25 protein-coding genes are annotated in these 24,201 nt (G+C 38.1%); 20 read left to right on the top strand and 5 right to left on the bottom strand.

Annotation, left to right across the window (positions count from 1 at the left end):
- The first annotated feature begins 168 nt into the window (after nucleotides 1-168).
- The 3 genes from ACHUFV_RS11020 to ACHUFV_RS11010 all read left to right on the top strand — a co-directional run bounded on the left by ACHUFV_RS11020 (nucleotide 169) and on the right by ACHUFV_RS11010 (nucleotide 2,768).
- On the top strand, nucleotides 169-840 hold the full coding sequence (locus tag ACHUFV_RS11020) for a GNAT family N-acetyltransferase (protein WP_394234008.1): 672 nt from the start codon (nucleotides 169-171) through the stop codon (nucleotides 838-840).
- A 197-nt stretch (nucleotides 841-1,037) separates the two neighbouring features.
- Complete coding sequence (locus tag ACHUFV_RS11015) at nucleotides 1,038-1,937, top strand: ABC transporter ATP-binding protein (RefSeq protein ID WP_394234006.1); 900 nt, start codon at nucleotides 1,038-1,040, stop codon at nucleotides 1,935-1,937.
- 3 nt (nucleotides 1,938-1,940) lie between these two features.
- Nucleotides 1,941-2,768: an ABC transporter permease gene (locus tag ACHUFV_RS11010; protein WP_394234004.1), complete on the top strand. Its 828-nt coding sequence runs from the start codon at nucleotides 1,941-1,943 to the stop codon at nucleotides 2,766-2,768.
- Between the two features lie 79 nt (nucleotides 2,769-2,847).
- Here ACHUFV_RS11010 and ACHUFV_RS11005 read toward each other — a convergent pair whose 3' ends face one another.
- Nucleotides 2,848-3,351, bottom strand: coding sequence for a DinB family protein (locus ACHUFV_RS11005; RefSeq protein ID WP_394234002.1), 504 nt, complete (start codon nucleotides 3,349-3,351; stop codon nucleotides 2,848-2,850).
- A 125-nt stretch (nucleotides 3,352-3,476) separates the two neighbouring features.
- Entirely contained in the window at nucleotides 3,477-3,845 is a 369-nt protein-coding gene (locus ACHUFV_RS11000; RefSeq protein WP_394234000.1) for a hypothetical protein, read from the bottom strand.
- A 314-nt stretch (nucleotides 3,846-4,159) separates the two neighbouring features.
- Here ACHUFV_RS11000 and ACHUFV_RS10995 point away from each other — a divergent pair, with 314 nt between their 5' ends.
- The 6 genes from ACHUFV_RS10995 (at nucleotide 4,160) to ACHUFV_RS10970 (ending at nucleotide 8,942) form a co-directional block, all read left to right on the top strand.
- A complete protein-coding gene (locus ACHUFV_RS10995) occupies nucleotides 4,160-4,726 on the top strand; it encodes a sigma-70 family RNA polymerase sigma factor (protein WP_394233999.1) in 567 nt (188 codons plus the stop codon).
- The gene (locus ACHUFV_RS10990; RefSeq protein ID WP_394233997.1) at nucleotides 4,723-5,835 is read left to right on the top strand and encodes a DUF4179 domain-containing protein; all 1,113 of its coding nucleotides are present in this window, start codon (nucleotides 4,723-4,725) and stop codon (nucleotides 5,833-5,835) included. Before ACHUFV_RS10995 ends, ACHUFV_RS10990 begins: the two co-directional genes overlap by 4 nt.
- A 414-nt stretch (nucleotides 5,836-6,249) precedes the next feature.
- A complete protein-coding gene (locus ACHUFV_RS10985) occupies nucleotides 6,250-6,672 on the top strand; it encodes a hypothetical protein (protein ID WP_394233995.1) in 423 nt (140 codons plus the stop codon).
- 233 nt (nucleotides 6,673-6,905) lie between these two features.
- Nucleotides 6,906-7,055, top strand: a complete 150-nt coding sequence (locus ACHUFV_RS10980) for a hypothetical protein (RefSeq protein ID WP_394233994.1) — start codon at nucleotides 6,906-6,908, stop codon at nucleotides 7,053-7,055.
- A 367-nt stretch (nucleotides 7,056-7,422) separates the two neighbouring features.
- Nucleotides 7,423-7,845 carry a VOC family protein gene (locus tag ACHUFV_RS10975; protein WP_394233993.1) on the top strand — a complete coding sequence of 141 codons (423 nt, stop codon included), beginning with the start codon at nucleotides 7,423-7,425 and terminating at the stop codon, nucleotides 7,843-7,845.
- 248 nt (nucleotides 7,846-8,093) lie between these two features.
- Nucleotides 8,094-8,942 carry a sialate O-acetylesterase gene (locus tag ACHUFV_RS10970; protein WP_394233991.1) on the top strand — a complete coding sequence of 283 codons (849 nt, stop codon included), beginning with the start codon at nucleotides 8,094-8,096 and terminating at the stop codon, nucleotides 8,940-8,942.
- 191 nt (nucleotides 8,943-9,133) lie between these two features.
- Here ACHUFV_RS10970 and ACHUFV_RS10965 read toward each other — a convergent pair whose 3' ends face one another.
- Complete coding sequence (locus ACHUFV_RS10965) at nucleotides 9,134-10,342, bottom strand: 4-hydroxybenzoate 3-monooxygenase (protein WP_394233989.1); 1,209 nt, start codon at nucleotides 10,340-10,342, stop codon at nucleotides 9,134-9,136.
- Between the two features lie 278 nt (nucleotides 10,343-10,620).
- Between ACHUFV_RS10965 and ACHUFV_RS10960 the strand changes: the two genes are divergently transcribed.
- From ACHUFV_RS10960 to ACHUFV_RS10950, 3 genes are all read left to right on the top strand, one after another.
- The gene (locus tag ACHUFV_RS10960; protein WP_394233987.1) at nucleotides 10,621-12,003 is read left to right on the top strand and encodes an MFS transporter; all 1,383 of its coding nucleotides are present in this window, start codon (nucleotides 10,621-10,623) and stop codon (nucleotides 12,001-12,003) included.
- Nucleotides 12,004-12,173: 170 nt separating this feature from the next.
- On the top strand, nucleotides 12,174-12,965 hold the full coding sequence (locus ACHUFV_RS10955) for an IclR family transcriptional regulator (protein ID WP_394233985.1): 792 nt from the start codon (nucleotides 12,174-12,176) through the stop codon (nucleotides 12,963-12,965).
- A 6-nt stretch (nucleotides 12,966-12,971) separates the two neighbouring features.
- Nucleotides 12,972-13,742 (top strand): IclR family transcriptional regulator, encoded by a 771-nt coding sequence (locus ACHUFV_RS10950; protein ID WP_394233984.1) that lies wholly within the window; start codon nucleotides 12,972-12,974, stop codon nucleotides 13,740-13,742.
- Nucleotides 13,743-13,893: 151 nt separating this feature from the next.
- Here the strand turns inward: ACHUFV_RS10950 and ACHUFV_RS10945 are convergent, their stop codons facing one another.
- Nucleotides 13,894-14,343 carry an Lrp/AsnC family transcriptional regulator gene (locus tag ACHUFV_RS10945; protein ID WP_394233982.1) on the bottom strand — a complete coding sequence of 150 codons (450 nt, stop codon included), beginning with the start codon at nucleotides 14,341-14,343 and terminating at the stop codon, nucleotides 13,894-13,896.
- Between the two features lie 263 nt (nucleotides 14,344-14,606).
- Here ACHUFV_RS10945 and pdhA point away from each other — a divergent pair, with 263 nt between their 5' ends.
- The 8 genes from pdhA to coaD all read left to right on the top strand — a co-directional run bounded on the left by pdhA (nucleotide 14,607) and on the right by coaD (nucleotide 23,718).
- On the top strand, nucleotides 14,607-15,710 hold the full coding sequence (gene pdhA / locus ACHUFV_RS10940; protein WP_394234461.1) for a pyruvate dehydrogenase (acetyl-transferring) E1 component subunit alpha: 1,104 nt from the start codon (nucleotides 14,607-14,609) through the stop codon (nucleotides 15,708-15,710).
- Nucleotides 15,710-16,693, top strand: coding sequence for an alpha-ketoacid dehydrogenase subunit beta (locus ACHUFV_RS10935; protein WP_394233980.1), 984 nt, complete (start codon nucleotides 15,710-15,712; stop codon nucleotides 16,691-16,693). The genes pdhA and ACHUFV_RS10935 overlap by 1 nt, the downstream gene beginning before the upstream one ends.
- A 30-nt stretch (nucleotides 16,694-16,723) precedes the next feature.
- Entirely contained in the window at nucleotides 16,724-17,998 is a 1,275-nt protein-coding gene (locus ACHUFV_RS10930; RefSeq protein ID WP_394233978.1) for a dihydrolipoamide acetyltransferase family protein, read from the top strand.
- Nucleotides 17,999-19,438: a dihydrolipoyl dehydrogenase gene (lpdA, locus tag ACHUFV_RS10925; RefSeq protein ID WP_394233976.1), complete on the top strand. Its 1,440-nt coding sequence runs from the start codon at nucleotides 17,999-18,001 to the stop codon at nucleotides 19,436-19,438.
- Nucleotides 19,439-19,631: 193 nt separating this feature from the next.
- On the top strand, nucleotides 19,632-20,771 hold the full coding sequence (locus ACHUFV_RS10920) for a Leu/Phe/Val dehydrogenase (protein WP_394233974.1): 1,140 nt from the start codon (nucleotides 19,632-19,634) through the stop codon (nucleotides 20,769-20,771).
- Between the two features lie 311 nt (nucleotides 20,772-21,082).
- Nucleotides 21,083-22,459 (top strand): amino acid permease, encoded by a 1,377-nt coding sequence (locus tag ACHUFV_RS10915; RefSeq protein ID WP_394233972.1) that lies wholly within the window; start codon nucleotides 21,083-21,085, stop codon nucleotides 22,457-22,459.
- A 569-nt stretch (nucleotides 22,460-23,028) separates the two neighbouring features.
- A complete protein-coding gene (locus ACHUFV_RS10910; protein WP_394233970.1) occupies nucleotides 23,029-23,199 on the top strand; it encodes a hypothetical protein in 171 nt (56 codons plus the stop codon).
- Between the two features lie 30 nt (nucleotides 23,200-23,229).
- Entirely contained in the window at nucleotides 23,230-23,718 is a 489-nt protein-coding gene (gene coaD / locus ACHUFV_RS10905; RefSeq protein ID WP_394233968.1) for a pantetheine-phosphate adenylyltransferase, read from the top strand.
- Nucleotides 23,719-23,801: 83 nt separating this feature from the next.
- On the opposite strand, the gene ACHUFV_RS10900 is transcribed toward coaD, so the two are convergent.
- Nucleotides 23,802-24,053 carry an NINE protein gene (locus ACHUFV_RS10900; RefSeq protein WP_394233966.1) on the bottom strand — a complete coding sequence of 84 codons (252 nt, stop codon included), beginning with the start codon at nucleotides 24,051-24,053 and terminating at the stop codon, nucleotides 23,802-23,804.
- Nucleotides 24,054-24,201: the final 148 nt, after the last annotated feature.

Below are 24,201 nucleotides of genomic sequence, written 5' to 3'. Positions count from 1 at the left end.
TTAACGGCTTTAAATAAGGCAAAATTCAACGATTTCAATCATATAAACGGAAAAACCTCCTTTATTTTGAAGGAAATAAGTGTATTTCCCAGTTCAAGCGGAATTCCTCCGTTTATTTTACAGAAAGTATAACAGAGGTAAAAATTAAAAAGGGAGAATGATCGACATATGGAATATAAACGAATCACAAGCATTGATGACCCAAATTTTAAAAAGCTTCACGACTTAATGGGACAAATTTTTCCTCCTGAAGAGGTGTTGGAATATGAGCTTTGGAAGGAGCCGCTGGAGGATCCGGGTATTCGCGTGTTTGTTGCGGTTCTCGATGATCAGGTGGTGGGTGCAACGGAATACCGTTACTACCCGGATTGGAATATTGCGATGACGGATTTTACGATTATCAGCAAACCTGGACTTAGCCTAGGCCGCTTTTTGGCGGAGAACCGGTTAAACGATTTACAGGAGCTGGCTCAAGCCAATGGGAAAGAATTAGCTGGAATGTTTGCAGAAATTTATGACCCATACCGAGTGGAGCACCACGAATTTGGCGGCGTTAAGGTCATGGATCCCTATGTTCGACGCGAAGTCCTGTCACACTTGGGCTATAAACGCCTAGATCTAGAGTATGTCCATCCTTCATGGGAGAATAATGGAGAGGCTGTAAAGGGCTTGGACTTATGTTTCATGCCATTAAATGATGAAACGGATCAACTTTTGGCACACCTGGTAAAGAGCTTTCTAACTACCTATTATACCGTCCTATCAAATAAACCTCAGGAATGGCTTGAAATGATTGAAACGATCGGAGCAAAGGAATCGATTCAGCTATTACCGCTTTAATGACAGGGAATTCCTACCGATTTATTAACTTGAAAGAATAGAAGAAAAAACAAGAAGCTGACCCCAAAAAGTGTTAGTAACGACCTTTTGAGTCAGCTTCTTTTTTACTGTTGCAAATAAAGGGATTTAAGATTTTGATAGGGAATACATATAATGGTAAAATTCTGTTTTTAATAATAAAAGAGGCATGGTGAAAAATGACGAGTTTTATTCATGTAGAAGGTTTGTCTAAATCCTTTGGTCAGCAAACCGTATTAGAAAATGTAAACTTTAAGGTGAAAAAAGGGGAAATCGTTGGGTTATTGGGTCCAAATGGCGCAGGGAAAACGACCTTTATCCGTATATTGAATGGAGTGATCAAGCCGGAAAAAGGGTCGATTACATTAAACGGAATGGATCCTGCTTCAGAGGGAGATAGGATCAGAAAAATATCTGGCATTGTGACGGAAAGTGCGGGACTCTATCATCAGATGAGCGGAAAAGAGAACCTCGAATTATTCGCTGAACTATATGGGGTAAAGGATAAGAATAGGGTGGCAGAGCTGCTGGATCTGTTTGATTTGAAAGAGCATCAGGATAAACCAGTGGGAAAGTATAGTACTGGTATGAAAAAGCGGTTGGCATTGGCGAAAGCGCTGCTGCATAAACCGGACATTCTATTTTTGGATGAACCGACGAATGGATTGGACCCTGATGGTATTGAGATGGTCTTAACTTATTTGAAAAAATATAATCAGGAAACAGGGACCACGATGATCATTTGTTCACACGTCCTGCATCAATTGGAGACCATCTGCGATTCGTTTGCTTTCATTGAAAATGGGACGATAGCGGAACAAGGAACGTTACTAGAATTAGAGAATAAATATGTTCAAAACGTCACCGTGAAAGTGAATACGACCTTTAAGCCACAGGATAAGCAATATTTAGGGTTTCCTTGCAGTGTGGTGGGAGAATCCATAGTGGTTTTTGAGCTGCCGTCTAAAAATGATATCCCTCAGCTGCTAAGTAGCTTACTTAAGAATGATCCTGTATATTCGCTGACGATCATGAACAATGATTTACAATCGATTTATTTCAAGGTAAGGGGGGTATAAATAATGGGGACAACTATTAGTAAAGCGTTGATTAAAAAAGATCTTAAAGATATTTTTAGAAGTAAAACATTAATGGTAACGATGATTATCATCCCAATTCTCTTTTCTATTATTTTTCCTTCAATTATATTGGGAGGGGCCCTACTTTTTGATGCTGAAAAAATTGCCGGAAATGATGGACAAAAACTAATTGATGCTTTTCTTAAAAGTACAACGGGTGATGAGTTCTCTTCTTATAATCTTGAGCAGCAAATGATTTATGTGTTCATTAATTTTATGCTTCCAAACTTATTTTTACTAGTTCCAATTATCACTGCCATGACAGTGGCCGCTAATAGCTTTGTGGGAGAGAAGGAAAACCGAACGCTGGAAAGCCTATTATTTTCACCGATTTCCATTAAAACGTTATTTCTGAGCAAGATCATAGCATCTTTCATACCGCCATTATTTGTTTCTATTATCAGTTTTGTCATTTGTGGAGTCATTATCAATTCTTTGGGATATCCTTTGTTTGGCGAGCTGATCTTCCCATCGGGTAACTGGCTAGCATTAATCATCTGTCTTTCCCCAATGGTTATCCTACTAACGGTATTGCTGAATATCCTAATATCAGCAAGAGTGAAGACGTATCAGGAAGCGCAGAATATTGGTGGCATTATCGTACTGCCTGTCATTGCCCTGATGATTGGCCAAGTGAGTGGACTGTTTTTACTAGGAGTTCAGCTAATCATCCTGATTTCAGTAGGGATATTAATTGTGAACCTAGTACTATGGAGCATCATATCAAAACATAATGACAGATATGTGCTATTTGAAAAACAAATCCATTAACGATGGACACAGGAAGCAGAGGGACGGTTCTCACGCTTCATTAACAGGAATTACGGAAGCATTAGAACCGTCCCCATGCTTACATTTTAGGAGCTTCCATCCCTATCATGGCCCACTCTTCTTTTGCTGGGCCATAAAGACCGGGTATGGTTAAGCCTGCTTGGCGCATAAGAATGGTCATTTGTCCTCGATGGTGAATTTGATGCTGAATCATAAATAATAAGAGTTCGGAATTTGACATTTTGTGTCCAAAAAAATCCTTTACTTCACTAAGACTTTTATCAGTCCATTGATTTTTTATTGCTTGAGACAATGCGTTCCTTGCTTTTTGATAGCTGTCAGAGATGAACTTTGCTGAGGTTGGGACAGGATAATCCTGTTTAGGAGCATCAAAGGAAAGGTCTGTGCTAGATGTTATCACGCCAATTGCAGTTGTTATATGCCAGGCGATTCTTCCCAATGTCCAATTTTGGGGTGTTACTTCTTGGGATAAGGATTCATCTGTCAGTTGATTAAGCATTTTCTGAGTTGCATCTGCTTCAAAATTCCATAATGTAAAGAAACCATCTAACGTTTGAAACATACTCATCCTCCTCATTTCAATACTTCACAAATATATTCTGCATTTTCCTAAAGTTACCTGCTAATTTAGCAAAAAAGTCAAAAGGGAAGCAGAGAACCTATCATTCGTTTCCATCTTTGATTTGTTCATAATGCCATCACAAAACGACAAGTCGATTCAACGAACTCCTTGAAATGTTGATCATTTTGAAAATGTTCTAAATCGAAGATCAGATTCAAAAGATTACAATTCACCTGTATTTTACCTAATTCCATCGTAGGTGCCACTGTATTGATATACCAGGTGATGACTTCTTTTTCATCAAAATCCTCCATTTGATTGAGCCATTTTCTTTTCACGATGGCTGCTTTAAGATCGGACATAACATGCTTCTGCATAAACCGAATGATGCTCCCCGTTAAAAAGAACAACTCTGCGGAGCAATCTGACATGCTTGAAATTTGTACATGGAGGGGCAAGTGCTGCAGCCATCTATCATAGTTGTGTTTGCTCATGATGACCATCCTGTATTTTTGAATATTCAGTAATTTGTGTATTCTAAAACAAATACAAAAAATATTATTAATAAATAACATTTTCTCCATCGTGTGTCCTTTGTATCCAGATTCCTTGTTCAAAGACTTTTATTTGTCCTGCACAACAAACGCCTCCCATTTGTTTTTTCGCGAAAGAAATCCTCAGTAGATGATGTCTTTCTTTGGACTATGATCGATTGACAAAATTATTTATTGTAAATGTGAGAGAATAACTTTTTCAAAACGTTGTATAAGGTGTAAAAGCTTTTAGAAAAAAATAAGGGGAGTCGTACATGAAATCTAATGAAAAAAATTACATACAGCGATTACAACGACAAAAGGAAGACGCATTAGAATTTATAGTTGATAACTATTTGCCATTAATAAAAGGGATCACTTATAAAGTTCTTTCTCCACTTGAGAATGATGGAGTCATAGAAGAATGTATAAACGATATTTTTCTTTCAATATGGAACCATTCAAAGAAGTTCCATGGAGATTCGGCAGATTTTAAAAAGTGGATCTGTGCAATTGCTAAGTTTAAAGCGATTGATTACTACAGAAAGGCTAGTAAGAAAGTGGAATTCACCTCAGATGATATGAAGTTGAATACTGAAAAATCAGCAGAAGATGAACTCATTATGATCGAAGACAAAGCGGAACTTATTAAGTTACTAAATCTATTACAGCCTGTGGATCGAGATATTTTTATCATGAAATTCTTTCTAGGTTTAAAAACCGAGGATATATCTAAAAAGCTAGGGTTAACCAATTCTGCGATAGATAATCGAATTTATAGAGGGAAAAAGAAACTACATAACCAAGCTACGAATCTTAATCTAGGAGGCAGTGTATTGTGAAGGATATTTATGAATTATTAAATGATATAGACATAGATGAAAATGAATTTGAGGAAATGGAAGTAAGTGAATTTGAAAAGACTAAAGTAAAAAAGGCTTTAAAAAAATCATTAAATCAGAAGAAAAAAATGAAGGGCTGGAAAAGATACGTTGCTGCATCAGCCATTATTATCGGCTTATCAGCCTCAGCTTTTGGATTATCGTTTCCTGCTTATGCTGGCAATATTCCTGTCATAGGAGATATTTTTAGATTTTTGGATAATGGAAGAACGGGCCTTTACGATGATTATAAGGAATATTCCACTGAGATAAACATGGCAGAGGAAAGTAAGGGGATTATCGTTACAATCAATGACGCTATTTATGATGGAAAAACAGTTTCTGTCACTTATTCAATCGAAAGTGAACAAGATTTAGGAAATGATCCGATCATTCTTGGATCCCTAGACATAAAGGGTTCAACAGGGCAAGCAGGAAGCTCTACCATTTCAAAGGTAGATGAAAATCATTATGTGGGCCTTATAACCGCTAGTAGCATGAATCTTACGAATGAAGAAAGAGTAAAAATAAAATGGATGATAGAAAGTATAACCATTCCGGAAAAACAGGAAGAAATTAAAGGAAAATGGAACTTTGCCCTTGCACTAGATGCAACGGAAAGCCATACGCAACCATTAAGTGATCATAGCGCAGAGCGGAATGGAGTACAAGTAAATGTTGGAGAAGTATCTATCACACCGATGTCTTTTATTATTTATTATGAACAAGTGGTTTCCGAAGAGATAAGAAACAAATGGCACGGAGTAGACGTCGAGATAGAAGTGAAAGATGACTTAGGAAATAGGTATTCAGGTGAAGGTAACGGAGGAACAGGTGATAGTGAGGGATATAATATTCGTTGGAGTAAAACATTCGGAAAATTAGACGAGAAGGCAAAGAAGCTCATCATAACCCCATCCATCACCTTAAGAGAGTATACTTCTGAAAATTTTGGTTCAGTTGAAATCACCGAGAATGGTGAACATAGGGAAATTCCTATTCCAACGAAGCCTGGTAAGGGTAGAGAAGAATTTGTATTAGAGGATATTGTTATTGAATTAGAGAAATAACGTAATCTATGAAATAACTGGCTTATTGACAAAAGCCAGTTATTTTAATGTTGCTCAACAATCGAGCGCTTTTCTTTTGTAAGAAGGCGTCTTTTTATAATGCTCCTAACAAAAGATTGTGAATATCCCTTAAACTGTATGGGCTTTACCTAGAAATCTAGCTGCCATTACGGTGGTCATTGTTATTGAACGAAAGGAGCAATTTTGTTCAATAACAAATTATGATAAATGGCTCTTGTTACAGTATGGAGCGTATTATAATGTTAAAACGACGTCAACGTGACAATTTTAATTTGCTTTGTTTATATAGTTTAATTCATTAGGAGGGTTACACAAATAGAAGACTTAAAATTAGAATGACATCATTGTGGGGAAATGCGGCGGATTAATGTTTTTTAGAAAGGGTAAAGAAAAATGCTTTATATATGGGATATTGAAAAGATAATTAAAAATATATTACAAGAGCTCAAACTAAATATTAATGTTGAATTCAACAATGAACTCACTGCTCCGATGAGTTATAATGTTTCGACAAATACGATAAAGTTTAACTATATACAAATTAATGGATATAACGCTAAAATTAACTTTAAAATTAAAGAAACAGATGAAAACTTTGTGAAGATTATTTTTTATCATCAGCTCGGTTATTATTTAGAATTTAGGAAAAATACTCGAGTTTTAAAGACTCTCTATTATGGTACAGAAGAAGAAAAGGGACAGCTTTTAGCAGAAGTCGAAGAGAATTCTTGGGAATGTGGAAGAACACTGGTGCCCGAATATCTATTAAAAGCATATGATCAAGTACGTGAATTGGATAAACTTTGGGACACATAGGTTTTCAAAATCATACAACTTTCGATTCGATTGAATATATAGAAGCTATAGGTGTCTTAAAGCAATGAAATAAATACGATTTGGCGATGAATTATTTTGCTAAGTTTTTACTATTTTTACTGATATATGCAAGATTAGCGGTCCACAAATATAATAAGGTTTACTTCTGTAAAATAAGGTATTATATTTGTTGAATAGATTTTCTTTAAAGACAAGAAAAGTAGGTGAACAAAGTGGGAAAATATCAATTGGATTACAAAGGTCAGGCAGCTGTGGCAAAATTTCATGAAAAACAAACGCCTGCCAAATTTGATAAAAAGCAGCAACTTGAAAAAATACGTGCAGAGTATTTGAAAAAGAAGCAAAAACAAACAGATAAATAAAAGGATTGAAAACATAGGAAGAATAAAATCTTCCTATGTTTTTTTAGTTGACTGGGACTTGCGCAGGTGGTGTTGTTAGAGATTTGTGCAGAAAGTTGAAAAGGATTTTGATAAAAATAGGGAGAATTGTTAGGATAATTTTTATTGAAAGGATATATCGTTGGCCATAATAGAGGCGGAGAGTGGATTAAATTAAGTGACCATTTTCCGTTAAAACGTAGAAACTAATTGGATGTGGAACAATTACCCAGGGCATGTGTATCACAATATAATTAAATTATCAGAATATTAATGTAATTAATAAATTTATTGGTTATAATACTATTTGGAGTACATACTCCCAATAAAATCAGAGGAGCTGAATAAATTGAAATGTATTCCTTATTTACAGTTGAACGGAAATGCAAGAGAAGCCATTGGATTTTACGAAAAGGTATTTCATGCAGAAAATTTAGGAGTTATTACATTTGGTGAAATGCCTACTACCCCAGATTTTCCTTTTCCTGAAGATGCGAAAGACCTTGTTTCACACGCTACAATAAAGGTTGGAGAGTCAGAAATTATGTTTTCAGATACATTCCCAGGTCAACCAGCTCAAGAAGGAAACCTAGTGACTATTTGTGTCACGTTCGACAATGCAGATAAAGCTCGTCAAATTTTTGAAGCTTTACAGGAGGGCGGACAAGTTGAAATGCCTTTAATGGAAACAAGTTTTAGTTCTGCTTACGGAGTTATCAAAGATAAATTCGGTGTCACCTTTCAAATCTACACGGAAGGATATCGAGGTTAGTACATATAATAAATAGTAGAATTACGGCTTTGTATGAATGACAAAGTCGTTTTTTAATGCCTCTTTTTGTATAAAAATAAGGAGCAAACGGGGCTTTCCTATAGCAAGGAAAAGTGCTCATTCTCCATTTTAGTTCCAATCAATAAATTAAAAACAAAATCAAATTGACAAAAAAAGCCTAATTGAGTATAGTCATAATCCTATTTAGACTAATTAATTCTTTGCAAACAAAGAAAGAAGGTTTTTCTATGAAATCAATAGTATTAATCGGACAATCAAATATGGCAGGCAGAGGATTTATTGAGGATGTACCGCCGATTTATAATGAGCATGTACATATGCTGCGGAACGGTAGATGGCAAATGATGGCAGAACCTCTTAATTTTGATCGTCATGTAGCTGGTGTTGGGCCAGCAGCTTCTTTTGCTCAGGCTTGGACTGAGGACCATCCAGGTGAGTCCATTGGGTTCATTCCATGTGCCGAAGGAGGAAGCTCGATTGATGAATGGGCAAGTGATGGACTATTGACAAGACATGCAATTTCTGAAGCAAGATTCGCTATGGAAACAAGTGAACTAGTGGGAATTCTGTGGCATCAAGGAGAAAGCGACAGCTATGGTGAACGGTACAAGACGTATGAAGATAAATTACGTTCATTGTTTAAACTCCTGAGAAAAGAATTAAATGCACCAGATATTCCGATTATGATTGGTGAGTTGGGACATTTCCTTGGCGAGGTCGGATTTGGCAAAAGCGCTGTAGAATATAAACAAATCAACCAACTACTATCTAACGTGGCTCATACCGAACATAATTGCTATTTTGTCACAGCAAAAGGCTTAACAGCCAATCCAGATGGTATACATATTGATGCTGTTTCCCAAAGAAAATTTGGCCTAAGATACTATGAAGCTTTTTCAAAAGGAAAGCATGTGTTAGATCCTTTGGACATCGAGCAGGAATGGATTGAAAAGGAAGCAAAACGTGAACTGACGAAAAATGAACGTATTTTTGTTCAAACCATGAAGTTTGCCCTAGGACAATCGAGTTTTGAGGAGTTTTATAGTAATGTCTCAAATATTAATGAAGGTAAGTAAGACAAAATGAATCTCATTTAATAAGGAGAAATCAATAACGGATTGTTTCAGGAGATAGTGGGAAAAAACAAAAATAAGGAATAGTCATTTGGAAACTATTTGGGGGAGGGAAGGGGCCGGTACGCCAGCCGCCTTGCACATACCCCCTATGAATGCTTCCGTTGTTCGTATGAGACTTGCCGGTTCAATTATTACCGTATAATAACTGAGTCTCCTGCTTTTTCCCATTCAATTGGCAGGCCTACATAATTTTCTGCGATCATCGTTAATCCTGCTTCATATGAAGTATAGTAATCAAGATCGGCCAATTGAATCCCGCGTTCAAAGGAGTCAAGGCTTGGATTTGCATGGAGAAGCTTTGTCATGAAAGAAGAGAAGCGTTCTGCTTTCCAAACACGACGAAGACATATTTCTGAGTAACGGTCTAATAGATCGTTGCTGCCCGTTTGATAGAATTCTGAAATTCCACGTGCCAATACCTTGACGTCCGTAGCAGCTAAATTCAATCCTTTTGCTCCTGTAGGAGGCACGGTATGAGCGGCATCTCCTGCTATAAATAAGCGGCCGTATTGCATCGTTTCACAAATGAAACTGCGCATTTGGATAATTCCTTTTGAATTAATGGGTCCATCCGGTATTTGCCAGCCATCATGGGTTTTTGTTCTTTCGTTTAATTCTGTCCAAATTCGATCATCAGACCAATTAGCAATATCATCGTTTGCATCCACTTGTAGATAGTGACGTTGTAAAATCGGGGTACGTGTACTTAATAAAGCAAATCCCCTCTCATGATTGGCGTAGACAAGCTCATCTGCTGCTGGAGCAGAATCAGATAGAATACCTAGCCAGCCATCCTTATACAAATGAATATGTTCCTTTCTTATCTTATCAGGAATCGCTTGACGGCTTGGTCCGTGAAATCCATCACATCCTGCGATAAAATCGCAAATCAATTCCTCATCCATCCCATTTTTACGATATTTTATTTTTGGTTGGTTGGTATCCATATCATGTAAAGTGACGTCCTCTACGTCAAAGATAATGTCTTTGCCATTTGCATAGCGAGCGTTGACTAGGTCGATAATGACTTCATGCTGTGGATATACGACCACTTGTTTTCCACCGGAATATTTTTTTAAATCAATTCGGCGTCTTTCTCCATTAAATTGAAAGTAGTTGCCATCGTGAAAATGACCCTCACGATCCATACGATCTCCAACACCGATTTCTCTTAAAATATCAATGGTCGTTTGTTCTAAAATACCGGCCTTTACCGTTCCTTCGATATTGTTTCTTGATTTACGTTCTACTATAACTGAATCAATTCCTTGTTGGTGTAATAATTGTGCAAGAATAAGTCCTGCTGGTCCAGCCCCAATAATCCCTACTTGTGTACGCATATTCCCATCCCCTTTGTAAGCGTTTTTAAGTTATTCATAGGACTAATGTTATTATGAAAATATTCTGAATAAAACTTCCAACTTCTTATATACGAAACAAATGATAACTTTTCGAAAAAAGCTGGGTTATAGATGATTCGAATCTATGGAATGTAAAATTTATAAAAAAATTCAAAAAGTTTCACATGAAAGAAGTTACTGGTTTTATTCAGAAAATTCCTAATATACTATTTTCACTATGAAAATGATAACAATGTAAACGTAAAGGAGAGATGTTGATGCGCACAATAGTTGCCCAAGATGTTGTTTCTGCAAGTAAATTTAATCGCTTTCATTTACTAGTTTTTCTGTGGTGCTTCTATGCAATCGGTTTTGATGGCTTTGATATTGCTATGTATGGTGTGGGGTTACCATGGATGATGGAGGAGTGGAATTTATCTGCTCTTCAGGCTGGAGCTGTCGGCAGTTATTCTTTGTTCGGGATGATGGTTGGTGCTCTTGTTTTAGCTCCAGTAGCAGATAAGTTTGGCCGAAAAAACGTCATTAGTATTTGTATGTTCTTATTCACTGTATTTACATTAGCTGCAGGTCTCTCTCCTAATATTACGGTGTTTACCATCATGCGCTTTATCGCTGCGATTGGGATGGGTGGGTTGATGCCGAACTGTATCTCACTCATGACAGAATATTCGCCGAAAAAACAACGTGCCCTCCTTGTGGGAGCCATCTATATTGGCTATGCTCTTGGCGGTATTTTAGCTTCGTTAATTGGCATGTATTTGGTACCACATACAGGTTGGCGTGTGTTGTACTATATTGGTGCGATTCCTATACTAACCATTCCATTGTTTATCAAACAGTTTCCTGAGTCACTTTCTTATTATCTAGCAAGAAAACAGGTTGGAAAAGTGGTAGAGATTCTTAATAAGGTTAATCCTAATGGGGATTTTTCGGAAAAGGATGATTATCAGCTACATACAGCTCAGAAAGAAGGGAAGGGCTTTCCAGTTAAAAAGCTGTTTACAAGCAAACGAGCCTTTACAACGATTGCCTTTTGGGTTGCCATCTTCTGTACCATGATGATGGCGTACGGCTTAAATACATGGCTGCCAAAAATTATGCAAAGTTCAGGCTTTAGTCTTACATCAAGCCTTTCATTTAATATTATGCTGTGTATTGGTCAGATCGCTGGTACCTTGATAGGCGGTTACTTGGCTGGGAAAATAGGATATCGAAAAGTACTTGTTACGTTATATCTAATGGGTGTTGTGACATTCATTGCATTAAGTATCACGACGAATGTTGCTCTTGTTTACTTTTTAATTTTTTTGGGCGGTGCCAGTACCGTTGGCGCCATGAATTTGGGAAACCCGTACATTACCGAATTCTATCCGCGTGAAATTCGAGCTACTGGAATGGGCTATGCCCAGGCAATCGGACGAATTGGCTCTATTCTTGCTCCGACCTTAATTGCGATGCTGCTTGTAACGGGAATCGAACCAAAGATGGCGTTTGCTACATTTGCTGTGCCAAGTATTTTAGCCGCTTTAGGGTATCTTTTAGTCCAAGAGAAGTTCGGGTCATTTGATAAAGTGGTCAAAGAAAATGGGACTTATGAAGAATTCATGGAAAGTGAGAATAAAAAAATCATTCAATCTTAGTCTATAGACATTCTATGAAAGAAAGGTTTAGTAGAAACAAGCTCTAAAACTTTCTTTTTGTGTAAAAAATTTGAGGAACTATAAGGTTCATTGGTATAGTGAAATATATATAAATAGTATAAATTTTATAAAAATATTTTTAGCATGTAAAATCGGTTGAGGTGATGGATTTGGTTTTAACAAAAAAGAAAACGGCTGTTTTACAATCCGTTCAAAAAGGACTCCAGATCTTAAAGCTTTTTACAATAGAAAAACCAGAATGGGGATTAACAGAAATAGCGAATGTTCTTCAGTTACATAAAAGTACCGCTAGTCGGCTATTGAGTGATCTGGAAGCGGAAGGTTTCCTACAAAAAGAGGGGAGAAAGTATACCCTTGGATTTTCATTACTTTCCATTAGTGGGGTGGTTACCTCCCATTTAGAAATACACCGAGAATCGAAGGATATAGTAAAAAAACTCGTTGCTGATATAGGGGAGACTGGGCATATTGCGATTTTAGAAGGCAAAGAGATTACCTACGTTCATAAAATGGTATGTGTCGATCCTGTACCTTTACTGTCTTCTATTGGTAAAAAGAACCCTGCTACTTGTACTAGTGCAGGAAAAATTTTATTGGCTTTTCAGAAAAAACAATCAGTCGTTGATCGCATTATCGACGAGGGACTTCCACGGATGGGTCCAAACAGTCCGACAGACCCAGAGGTATTGAAACAACAATTAAGCCAAATTAACAAACAAGGATATGCCGTATGTATTGATGAAATGCATGAGAATGTGGTGAGTATTGCCGCGCCGGTTAGGGACTATACCGATGAAGTGGTTGCTGCTGTCGCAGTTGTTGGGACAAAGGAGCGAATCGATGATCTTAAAATTAATCGGTTGATCGAAATGATCATAGAGGCGGCAAATGAAGTGTCGATTAGACTAGGATATATTCCAGGCCTTTTGGAAAGGAGTTGACTTGGAGTGAGATATCCTGCTGTTAATAGTTATCATCATTCATCATTAAGAAATGCTCTTCGTCTTCTTCATTTATTTTCCGTTGATGAACCTGAATTACAATTAGAGGATATTGCAGGTAAATTAGAAATTGGACAAAGTACCGCCTATCGGTTAGTACATACGTTGATAGAAGAAGGCTTCATTGTACGGGATCCATCTGCAAAATCTTACCGCCTCGCTGCATCCGTTTTGGCCTTGAGTCATACCATCATGACAAAAATGCAACTCTGTCATTTGTCCATCCAGATTTTAGAAAAACTAGCAGAGGTAACAGGTGAAACTGCTCATATCGGCGTTTTCAAAAATCACCAGGTTTTGTATTTACTAAAAATGGATAGCTCATATCCCGTTCATCTATTATCACATGCAGGAAGGAAAAATCCGGTTCATTGTACGAGTACGGGCCAAGTATTGTTAGCTTATCAATCCGAAGAAACCATTGAACAGGTAATTAATAAGGGGCTAACATGCTATACATCTACAACCATAACAGATCCTACTAAGCTAAAGAATCTGCTAAAAACCATTCGCGCGCAAGGATATGCCGTGAGTCAAGAAGAACTTCACGAAGGGGTTATCTCAATAGCAGCTCCTGTGAAAAATGCTAAAGGGAAGGTGATAGCAGCTGTGAGCATTGCTGGACCCACCCTTAGATTAAACAGGCAAACCATTCCAAAATTAATCAAACAGGTTCAAGAAGCATCTGATAGAGTGTCAAAGAAATTATTCAGTTGAAAAAGATAAATACCACAGTCATTGGACTGTGGTTATTTTTATGTATTCAATCACTTAACAGGAAGGCAGCCTCATTAATAGTAAATAATCTCCCACATTGATATAAAAAAGTACGCTGACACTATTGCATCAATCAACTTTTACTCTTTCATTAGGAATCTACCATATCAGGTACAATTGATTTGAAAGGGACCGGAGATGATAAGACGATGGATGTATTCACACTGCCAAAAGGGAGTAATGAATCTATCAATTTCGTTAATTGATTCATACTTGGGACGGCGGCCTTGAGTAAATAACCGACAGAACCAGTAAGACGGTGACATTCAATAAACGCAGGATCTTCGAGGATCCTCTTTTCAAACTCTGAATAAGATTTTATTGTAAGGTCACTTAATTGAATAAAAACTAGTATTTTTCGTCCTACAGTAGAAGGATTAACCCGTGCAGTAAAACCTTCAATAATGCCTTTTTCTTGTAACCGTTTTAATCGTTCGGATACACTTGGACGACTTAAAGATAACTGTTTTGATAGTTCACTTATTGACAGTCTAGCGTCATGTTGTAGTAGTTCTAATAAATGAATATCAATTTGATCCATTCATAATACCTCCAATTTCAAAATGCAAGAATATATTTATCAGAAAATTCAAATTGTATATATAACGGTGAATTTTCATTCAATATTATATATCTAACAAAACAATATTATAATATCATTTTATATATAAATAAAACGTTTTCATTTAAAAAGTTTTTATTTATAAAAATTATATTTTAGTTTGAGAGAAAAAGGAACCAAAACTCATGCTATTGAAAGGGGAGAAATTTGGTATGGTTTTACATGTAACTAACGAAATGAAAATGACATCCGTGAATAGTGAGATAGTTAATAAAGGTGAATTATCAAAAGTATATCAGGTCTTAACTCCAAATGGGGACATTCTCGAACCCATTGAGGCAAAAATACATGAATCAGTGATTCTTAAAATGTATGAAAATATGCTTTTAGTCAGAGCGTTTGATCGGAAATCGGTTAACTTGCAACGTCAGGGCAGAATGGGGACTTACTCTCCTTTTGAAGGTCAAGAGGCGTCCCAGGTTGGAAGCGCCTTAGCGTTATCTTCAAATGATTGGCTGTTTCCCACTTATCGTGATCATGCTGCAGCCATTGTGCATGGTCAGGACATGTATCGGGTCTTTCTCTATTGGAAAGGACATATAGAAGGTTCGATAAGTCCTGAAGGGAAAAAAATTATGCCGCCAAGTGTTCCAATTGCTACGCAAATGATTCATGCAGTTGGTACTTCCTGGGCAAGTAAAATAAAAAATGAACAGAATGTTAGTATTGCTTATTTTGGTGATGGGGCTAGTTCAGAAGGAGATTTTCATGAGGCGCTGAACTTTGCTGGCGTCTTTAAAACCCCAACCATTTTCTTCTGTCAAAACAATGGATATGCGATTAGTGTACCTTTTGAAAGTCAATCATCTTCTAAGACGATTTCCCAACGGGCCCTAGCGTATGATATCAAAGGCGTCCGCGTGGATGGTAATGATATATTCGCTGTTTGGTTAACCGTTAAGGATGCCATTGAAAGAGGGCTTAAGGGTGAAGGCCCAACGTTAATTGAAGCGGTTACATTCCGTTATGGGGCTCATACGACAGCAGATGATCCAAAAAAGTATCGTGACCAGGAAGATCTTTCAAATTTATGGCGGGAACATTATGATCCGTTAGATCGTCTGAAAAAGTTCATGAATCAAAATGGACTTTGGAATGATGAAAAAGAGGCAGAATTAGTAAAACGTATCAATGATCAGATTGACATCCATTTAAACAAAGCAGAAAGCTATCCAATGGCAGATCCGCTGGATATGTTTAACCATGTCTATGCCCAAACTCCATGGCAAATTTTAGAGCAGCAAGAAGAGCTAAAACAAAGCTTAAGGAAAGGGGAGAGAAAGTAATGAGTAGAAAATTGACAATGATTCAAGCCATTACAGAAGCTTTACATCAAAAGCTTGAGGAAGATGAACGGGTTCTTCTCTTAGGAGAGGATATAGGAATAAATGGCGGGGTTTTTCGGGCAACAGATGGACTAATTGAGAAATTTGGCAGGGACAGAGTGGTAGATACACCACTTGCTGAGGCAGGAATTATTGGTTCTGCCATAGGGATGGCACTCAATGGACTGCTTCCGATAGTTGAAATTCAATTTCTTGCATTTATTTACCCTGGATTCGAACAAATTGTCTCACATGCGGCCAGAATGAGATATCGTACACGTGGCCAATTCGAGGTTCCAATGGTTATCCGCACTCCATATGGGGCCGGCATTCGTGGTCCTGAACTTCACTCAGAAAGCGTGGAAACCTTTTTTGCCCATACACCTGGATTAAAAGTAGTTGCACCGAGTAATCCATATGATGCGAAAGGGCTGCTCATTTCAGCAATTGAAGACCGAGATCCTGTTATCTTCTTGGAACCAACCAAACTATACCGAGCCTTTAAGGAAGAAGTGCCTGAAGAAATGTATCGAATAGAGATTGGAAAAGCAAAAGTGGTGAAAGAGGGCAGTGATTTATCCATCTTTTCATGGGGATCGATGTTAAGAGAAGCTTTACATGCTGCAAATAAAATAGAACAGGAAAAAGGGTGGAAGTGTGAGGTCATTGATCTTCGTACACTGTACCCGCTTGATCGGGATACGATTGTTGAATCCATTAAAAAAACCGGTCGTGCATTAGTTGTTCATGAAGCCCATAAGACGGCGGGATTGGGTGCAGAGATTATTTCTATTATTAATGATGAAGCACTTATTTATTTAAAAGCACCTGTTAAGAGAGTAACAGGATTTGATATCCCGGTACCACAGTTTTCTGTAGAAGATTATTATCAACCAACGGTCGAACGTATCAAACAGGGAATAGTGGAAACCGCTTTATTTTAAGAAACAGAAGAGAAACAAGGAGGAATTCTGATGGTTGTTGAGTTTAAACTTCCCGACGTAGGGGAAGGGATGCATGAAGGGGAAATTATTCAGTGGTTGATTCAAGAAGGAGACTGGGTAGAGCAAGATCAACCAGTAGTGGAAGTGCAAACCGATAAGGTGAATGCCGAATTAACTGCTCCAACAACAGGGAAGGTGAATAAAATCCTTTTTTCCGAGGGAGAAACGGTCGAAGTAGGCAGAACCATATTCACTATACAAACGGAGAACGACGGGACCTCAATGGAAATGATTAATGAAAAAGAGGTAGAACCAATAACGGAAAATCTGGAAGGTAAAAACAATTCCGTAAAGATTGACGGTCATCGTATTCTTGCTACTCCATATGTTCGTCAAATGGCTAGAGAAATGAAAGTAGATATTGAAAAAGTGATGGGTACCGGGCCTGCTGGAAGAGTAACGGAAGAAGATTTAAAGGCTTTTGTTGAAAATAAGCCAATTCAGGAAGAGATTCTAGTCGAAAATCCTAAACCTAATGCACATGCCCAATCGCAAAAGAATAATCAGGCCAAAATGGAGGTAATCTCCAGCACCGAAAAGGAATTAGTTGAAAGAATACCATTAAAGGGTATGCGTAAGAGAATTGCTGAACATATGTCCAAGTCTGTTTCAACCATTCCTCATGTTACACATGTGGATGAGATAGAAATGGACGTATTAAAAGAATTAAGAGACCAATTTAAGGGGTACTCTGAAGAAAAGAATATTAAGCTAACCTTTTTGCCATTCTTTATCAAAGCCATTGTCATTGCATTAAAAGAGTTCAAAATGTTGAATTCCTCGATTGATGAAAAGACAAATGAAATCATTCTAAAAAACTATTATCATATCGGGATCGCTACGGATACAAATGAAGGCTTGATTGTACCTGTTATTAAAGATGCAGATCGGAAAAGCATATTCCAGCTTGCAGAAGAAATAAGGCAGTTAGCTTCTCAGGCTAGGGAAGGGACACTTGGTTTGGAACAAATTACGGGAGGAACGTTTACAATCAGCAATGTTGGTCCGGTCGGAGGACTGCATGCAACTCCTATTATTAATCACCCGGAAGCGGCCATTTTAGCACTGCATAAAATGGAACCACGTATGGTTGTGCGTGAAGGGGAAGGGGTTATTCGTTTGATGATGTATATGTCCTTATCCTTTGATCACCGTTTAATCGATGGTGTAACAGCTGTACGCTTTACAAATCGGATAAAGGAATTATTAGAAAATCCAAATCTATTATTATTGGAGATGAGATAAATGGTAGTAGGAGAAGTAGCAATTGAAACAGATGTTGTAATCATAGGAGGTGGACCAGGTGGATATGCCGCTGCGATAAGACTTGGTCAGTTAGGAAAATCGGTTACATTGATTGAAAAAGAACGCCTGGGCGGAGTTTGTCTGAATAGAGGTTGTATTCCTTCTAAAGCCCTAATTCATACTGCCGAACAATTTAGTGGGTTATCCCAATTGCATAAAATGGGAATTAAGGGCTCCATTGAAGATGCAGCGTTTGATTTAAGTAGATGGCAAGAGTGGAAAGGAACCATTGTTTCTCAATTAAATCAAGGAATTGATCACTTATGCGCTGAAAACGGAGTGACCGTTGTAAAAGGGGGAGCGAGTTTTTTATCTGAACATCGTATTGGCGTACAAACAGATCATGACTTTCAAATCTATAAATTTGAGAATGCGATTATCGCAACAGGCTCAAAACCGTTCATCCCTTCGTTTCTAGAAGTGGATGGCGAATTTATACTAGATTCGACTGCGATACTAGAATTACAGGAAGTTCCCTCAACATTATCCATTATTGGCGGCGGTTACATTGGGATCGAAATGGGAATAGCCTTTGCCAAATTAGGAACGAAAGTAACGATTATCGAAATGGCTGCTCGAATTCTTCCACAGATTTCAGAAAATCTTGTAAAAGAAGTGGTGAAAAAAGCTAAGAAACTAGGGGTGGCATTTAAAACGGCAACGAAGGTTGAAAAAGCAGTGGTTGAAAACGGTCAAGTACATCTTTTTGTCTCCTCTGAAAAATCAGGATCTGAAGTGCTTGTTAGTGACAAAACTTTAGTTACAATTGGAAGAGTTCCTAATACGACTAACATTGGTTTGGATCAGGCTGGTATTAGGGTAGAGAAACAAGGGTACATCACTGTAAATACAGAATGCCGTACCCATGTTGAACATATCTTTGCCATTGGGGATGTGACACCAGGTCCTTCTCTTGCACATCGGGCTTCTAAACAAGGGATCGTAGCTGCTGAAGTAATTGCCCATTTGCCAAGCGCAGTTGACACATCCTTTATACCATACGTCATCTTTTCAGATCCGCAAATTGCTGGAGTTGGTTTATCGCGTGAGGAAGCAGTAAAGCTGGGATATAAGGTGAAGGTCGGATCATTCCCATTTCGTGCGAATGGCCGAGCATTGGCTACGAATGAAAGCGAAGGCTTTGCGGAAGTTATTGTGGATGAGAAGAGCCATCTATTACTTGGAATGCATGTCGTTGGTGCTGATGCGTCTAATTTAATTGGAGAGGGAGTATTGGCTCTTGAATTGGCGGCCCGTGTTGAAGATTTAGCATTAACTATCCATCCGCACCCGACCTTAAGTGAGGGATGGTTAGAGGCAGCGGAGGCAGCATTAGGGCATGCCATTCATATAGTTAACAAACAAAAAAAGTATAGTTAAAGTATTTTTAACATGGCTTGATCATTTATCGCTCTATAGGCTACGGTTATTGAAAACGATAAGTTTGTTTGGAAATTCATGCAAATAAAAACTTATCTAAATAGATAAAAATAATTATCGGAATAGTTTGACTACAAGGAAACCCAAAAGAAGTTTTCCAATATAGTCATAATGATAATGAGGAGGTATAATGATGAAGGCAATCAAACAATCTGTACAGGCAAAGGAAACCGTGTTAGAAAAAATGCATGAACATGAGCAAATCGTTTTTTGCAATGATCCTGCGACAGGGCTGCAAGCGATTATTGCCATACATAATACAACACTAGGTCCGGCATTGGGCGGCTGTCGGATGCGCCCATATCGTACGATGGATGAGGCATTAGAAGATGTACTGCGTCTATCGAAAGGGATGACCTATAAATGTGCGGCTGCTGATGTGGACTTTGGAGGAGGAAAAGCAGTCATCATTGGTGACCCTGCAACAGACAAAACACCGGCTATGTTTAGAGCATTCGGTAAATTTGTTGATTCGTTAAACGGCCGTTTTTATACAGGTACAGATATGGGAACTTCAATCGATGACTTCATTCATGCTTCAAAGGAAACTCAATGCATCGTCGGAATTCCTGAAGCTTACGGGGGCGGTGGTGATTCTTCTATCCCCACAGCGCTTGGAGTTATATATGGTATAAAAGCAACGAGTAAAGTCGTGTTTGGCACTGACGATTTATCTGGAAAATCGTACGCCATTCAAGGTCTTGGAAAAGTAGGATTCAAAGTAGCCGAACAGCTGCTTGAATCAGGTGGAGACCTGTACGTAACGGATATTAATGAAAATGCCATTCAAGCGATTCAAGAACGTGCGAAACAATTGGGCGGCATCGTGCGTGTAGTAAGCAGTGATGAAGTGTATTCAGCGAATGCGGATGTATTTGTTCCATGTGCGTTCGGTGGAATTATCAACGATGATACGCTCGACCTGCTAAAGGTAAAGGCGATAGCAGGATCGGCTAATAATCAGCTTTTAGCTGAAAAACATGGAGAAGTGCTAAAGAACAAAGGCATTGTTTATGCACCCGATTATATCGTGAATGGCGGAGGTCTCATTCAAGTAGCAGATGAGCTATACGGCTATAACAAAGAACGTGTTTTAACGAAAACAAAATCGATTTACACATCATTATTAGAGGTTTACCGGCAGGCAGAATTGGATGACATCACAACTGCTCAAGCGGCGAACCGACTTTGCGACATGCGCATAGAAGCCGCAAAAAAACAAAATAGCTTTTTCACTCATAATCAGCGCCCTAAATGGGATGTTCGTAAATAGGAAAGGTGAAGGCGACTGCTCCGTAAAGCTCTATGGGACCTTTCCTTCCTGTCCATTCAATTCCTACAGCAATGGATTGAACATCCATGGATATGGACAGTTAACTAGCAGAAATTGACCCATTCATATAACCCATGCAACTTAGGCAAATATCGCTCATGCTGCATGGGTTGTTATAAACAGAATATGCGAGCGCTTACTAAAAAAGTCTTCCCGGTTGAACATTAGTACTGTTTAATTACTAAAAATAGGGTAACAAGGAAATCGAAAAAGCAAACTTTTTGATCGATAAAGTTTAGGGGGAATACGTAATGGGATCCAATCATGCATCACTTCAAAAGAACCTGTTGCCGCGGCATATAAGTATGATGGCAATGGGGGGAGCGATCGGTACTGGAATTTTTCAGGGGAGTGCTGAAACCGTATCGATAGCAGGACCGGGAGTTGTTTTAACCTATATGTTCGCAGGGGTATTACTTCTTGTTGTCATGGGAGCTTTAGCGGAAATGGCGATTGTGTATCCGAATACAAATATGAAAGGCTTTATTCAAAAAGGATTGGGCAGCCGTGCTTCCTTTGTTGTAGGCTGGATGTACTGCGTCATGTGGCTGGCTGTATGCATCATTGAGGTAGTCGTGGCAGGATTTTTCTTGCAATACTGGATTCCAAATGTTCCGCTCTGGATATTAAGCTTAGGTTGTGCAGCCTTAGTCATTGGAATCAATATGTTGAATGTAAAAAACTATGGGGAGTTTGAATATTGGTTTGCTGGAATTAAAATTGGTATGATCATGCTATTTATCGTCTTGGGAGCAGCTATTTTATTTGGAATAATTCCAAGCGGCGAATCGAACTATTTGCAAAACTTTACAGAGCATGGCGGTTTTTTTCCTAATGGGTGGATGTCCATTTTTCCGGCACTATTAATTGTTATGTTTTCATACGGAGGCTCTGAATTAATCGGAGTAACCGTAACAGAAGCACAAGATGTGGAACGTGTGTTACCTAAGGTGATTAAAAGCTTTATCGTAAGAGTGGTTCTGTTCTACACGCTGCCAATCCTCATTATCTGCGGTTTGATTCCCTGGAATGAGCTTAGCGATCAGTCAAGTCCTTTTGTCCAAGTATTATCCATGACCGGTCTGCCGGGAGCAGCTCACATTATGAATTTTATTTTAATTACAGCCGTTTTATCCGCAGCTAACTCTGGGTTATATGGTTGTACGCGGATGTTGCATTCTTTAGCAACAGGAGGAGAAGCTCCAAAATCCTTTAGCTATGTATCAAAAAACGGTGTACCACTATACAGCTTATTGTTTAGTGCCGTTATCCTATTCTGCGGAGCCTTGATCGCCTTAGTTGACCAGGATCGGGTATTTACTTTATTGATGGCGTTTCCTGGCTTTGTCGTATCATTAGTATGGATTAGTATTTGTCTAGCGCAGCTTAAGCTTCGCAAATCTTATCCGAAAGAGCCAAGCTTTAAATTATGGGGCTTTCCATATATAACGGCAATAACAGCCATTACGTTAAGCATTATTTGTGTCATGTTCGTATTTAATGAACAGAATCGTGTGAGTATCATTACTTGCCTTGTGATTGTAGCTATGTTAACTGTGATTTCCATTTTTAAATTTAGAAATGTAGAGGAACCGGAGCAAAAGGTTGAGGAAAAAATGACAATCTAACAGATATTAAAAGTGGTTTTTGATTGCTTCTAAAGGGACACATCGGTGTCCCTTTTGTTTTAGATGAATTTGGTATGATAGATTTGAATGATGACCATATTGAATTTTATGGAAGACTCTCAGAGCATTAACTGCTGAAAATGTTTCTGCGTTTGCAATTCTTTATAGGTATTGTACGAAATCCGTTGGTGCTGTCCATAATCAATTTTGATAAGGGTAATAGGCTACTGAAAGTGGATAAAAAGTAGCCTATCAAACGGCAAAAGGGAATCACAAGACCATAATCTGATGCCCGTGGAGCTGTACTTAAACGGCAAAAGGGAACCAAAGACCCAATCTGATGCCCGTGGAGCTGTACTCAAACGGCAAAAGGGAATCAAGAACTCAATCTGATGCCCGTGGAGCTGTACTCAAACGGCAAAAGGGAACCAAAGACCCAATCTGATGCCCGCGGAGCTGTACTTAAACGACAAAAGGGAACCAAGCATCCAATCTGAAAGTGATAGTTACTGAAGATGGATTAAAAATCTTGCTTAAGTAGCGATAAATGCCGTTATACTACCGAAATTATGAAGAAGATAAGATTCGCGTATTTTCTATATGCGGTTGAAAAATTGGTATGTAAATTAAAGCCGGATGTCGTTCCATTCTTTCATTGTGTAAGCCGCTCCAAACAGAAGATCCGCTTAAACGGTTCATTTCCGCGGCCGTTATCTTCTAAGAAATTAAGGGAAAGATAAAGAAAAAACATGGAAAATTGAGGTGACGAAATGAAAGCAATCTATCCAGGCAGCTTTGATCCTGTTACAAATGGACACATCGATATTATCGAACGGGCGAGTGAATTTTTTGATGAAATTGTCGTAGCCGTGATGATTAATTCAAATAAGCAATACTTATTTTCACTTGAAGAGCGGAGAAGGCTTGTTGAAGAGTCTTTTAAGAACAATCAAAAAATCAAAGTCGATACATTTGAAGGATTACTTGTAGATTATATGAGGGAGCACCATTATCGAGCCATTATCAAAGGTTTGAGAACACTAACAGATTATGGGTATGAAGCACAGATGGCCTTGACCAATAAAAATCTATATAAAGAGGCTGAAACCTTCTTTATTCACTCCGCAGAAAAATATTCCTTTCTAAGTTCAAGTATAGTTAGAGAAGTCTATTTTAATGGGGGCAGGTTATCCGGTTTTATTCCAAATCATGTAGAAAAAGCACTTTTAGAAAAGATTCCAGCTGCGAGAAATAAATAAGTTATAAATAAGGAAGCAAAAGCCAACATACTAACATGCCTAACAGCTTCAATAGTTAAAAGAGACTGCCTTATGGCAATCTCTTAGTTCACTGTATTATTATTTACAACATTTACGACAACCTGTTGATGGTGTGATGCATTGCGTAACGCGTTATATGTTTTAACCTGTGACGGAATAGTAAATAGGTCATAGAGTAAGCCGATACCGAAAAGTCCGAACGTAAATAAGTAGATGACACCTGTTCCAATCTTTCCAGTATAGAAACGGTGAAGACCTGCGATGCCAAATATAGCGACGAAGAATAAGATATAGGCTGTAGAAGTTTTCTTCATATTCATTTCCCCTTATAGTTTATGAATGTTTTATGACTTTTCACTTGGTTAGTATAGTACATTATACCTATAAAGTCTTTGGGAATTAATGTAAGTATAGTTTTACTTAGAGTCTTACGAAGAAAGATTTATCCAACCCTTATTCAAT

Origin of the sequence: Niallia oryzisoli, from assembly GCF_043641075.1 — a bacterium.
GTDB classification, from domain to species: Bacteria; Bacillota; Bacilli; order Bacillales; family Cytobacillaceae; genus Bacillus_BD; species Bacillus_BD oryzisoli_A.
The sequence above is the reverse complement of the archived record's forward strand: the minus strand, read 5'-3'. Positions and strand labels throughout refer to the sequence as shown.

What these genes read in the sequence shown, in the direction of transcription:
- lpdA (WP_394233976.1), top strand. Translation starts at nt 17,999, where the DNA reads ATGGTAGTAGGAGAAGTAGCAATTGAAACAGATGTTGTAATCATAGGA.
- ACHUFV_RS11000 (WP_394234000.1), bottom strand. Translation starts at nt 3,845, where the DNA reads ATGAGCAAACACAACTATGATAGATGGCTGCAGCACTTGCCCCTCCAT.
- ACHUFV_RS10930 (WP_394233978.1), top strand. Translation starts at nt 16,724, where the DNA reads ATGGTTGTTGAGTTTAAACTTCCCGACGTAGGGGAAGGGATGCATGAA.
- ACHUFV_RS10935 (WP_394233980.1), top strand. Translation starts at nt 15,710, where the DNA reads ATGAGTAGAAAATTGACAATGATTCAAGCCATTACAGAAGCTTTACAT.
- ACHUFV_RS10985 (WP_394233995.1), top strand. Translation starts at nt 6,250, where the DNA reads ATGCTTTATATATGGGATATTGAAAAGATAATTAAAAATATATTACAA.
- ACHUFV_RS10915 (WP_394233972.1), top strand. Translation starts at nt 21,083, where the DNA reads ATGGGATCCAATCATGCATCACTTCAAAAGAACCTGTTGCCGCGGCAT.
- ACHUFV_RS10970 (WP_394233991.1), top strand. Translation starts at nt 8,094, where the DNA reads ATGAAATCAATAGTATTAATCGGACAATCAAATATGGCAGGCAGAGGA.
- ACHUFV_RS10965 (WP_394233989.1), bottom strand. Translation starts at nt 10,342, where the DNA reads ATGCGTACACAAGTAGGGATTATTGGGGCTGGACCAGCAGGACTTATT.
- ACHUFV_RS10910 (WP_394233970.1), top strand. Translation starts at nt 23,029, where the DNA reads ATGAAGAAGATAAGATTCGCGTATTTTCTATATGCGGTTGAAAAATTG.
- ACHUFV_RS10960 (WP_394233987.1), top strand. Translation starts at nt 10,621, where the DNA reads ATGCGCACAATAGTTGCCCAAGATGTTGTTTCTGCAAGTAAATTTAAT.
- coaD (WP_394233968.1), top strand. Translation starts at nt 23,230, where the DNA reads ATGAAAGCAATCTATCCAGGCAGCTTTGATCCTGTTACAAATGGACAC.
- ACHUFV_RS11020 (WP_394234008.1), top strand. Translation starts at nt 169, where the DNA reads ATGGAATATAAACGAATCACAAGCATTGATGACCCAAATTTTAAAAAG.
- ACHUFV_RS10920 (WP_394233974.1), top strand. Translation starts at nt 19,632, where the DNA reads ATGAAGGCAATCAAACAATCTGTACAGGCAAAGGAAACCGTGTTAGAA.
- ACHUFV_RS10995 (WP_394233999.1), top strand. Translation starts at nt 4,160, where the DNA reads ATGAAATCTAATGAAAAAAATTACATACAGCGATTACAACGACAAAAG.
- ACHUFV_RS11010 (WP_394234004.1), top strand. Translation starts at nt 1,941, where the DNA reads ATGGGGACAACTATTAGTAAAGCGTTGATTAAAAAAGATCTTAAAGAT.
- ACHUFV_RS11005 (WP_394234002.1), bottom strand. Translation starts at nt 3,351, where the DNA reads ATGTTTCAAACGTTAGATGGTTTCTTTACATTATGGAATTTTGAAGCA.
- ACHUFV_RS10945 (WP_394233982.1), bottom strand. Translation starts at nt 14,343, where the DNA reads ATGGATCAAATTGATATTCATTTATTAGAACTACTACAACATGACGCT.
- ACHUFV_RS11015 (WP_394234006.1), top strand. Translation starts at nt 1,038, where the DNA reads ATGACGAGTTTTATTCATGTAGAAGGTTTGTCTAAATCCTTTGGTCAG.
- pdhA (WP_394234461.1), top strand. Translation starts at nt 14,607, where the DNA reads ATGACATCCGTGAATAGTGAGATAGTTAATAAAGGTGAATTATCAAAA.
- ACHUFV_RS10900 (WP_394233966.1), bottom strand. Translation starts at nt 24,053, where the DNA reads ATGAAGAAAACTTCTACAGCCTATATCTTATTCTTCGTCGCTATATTT.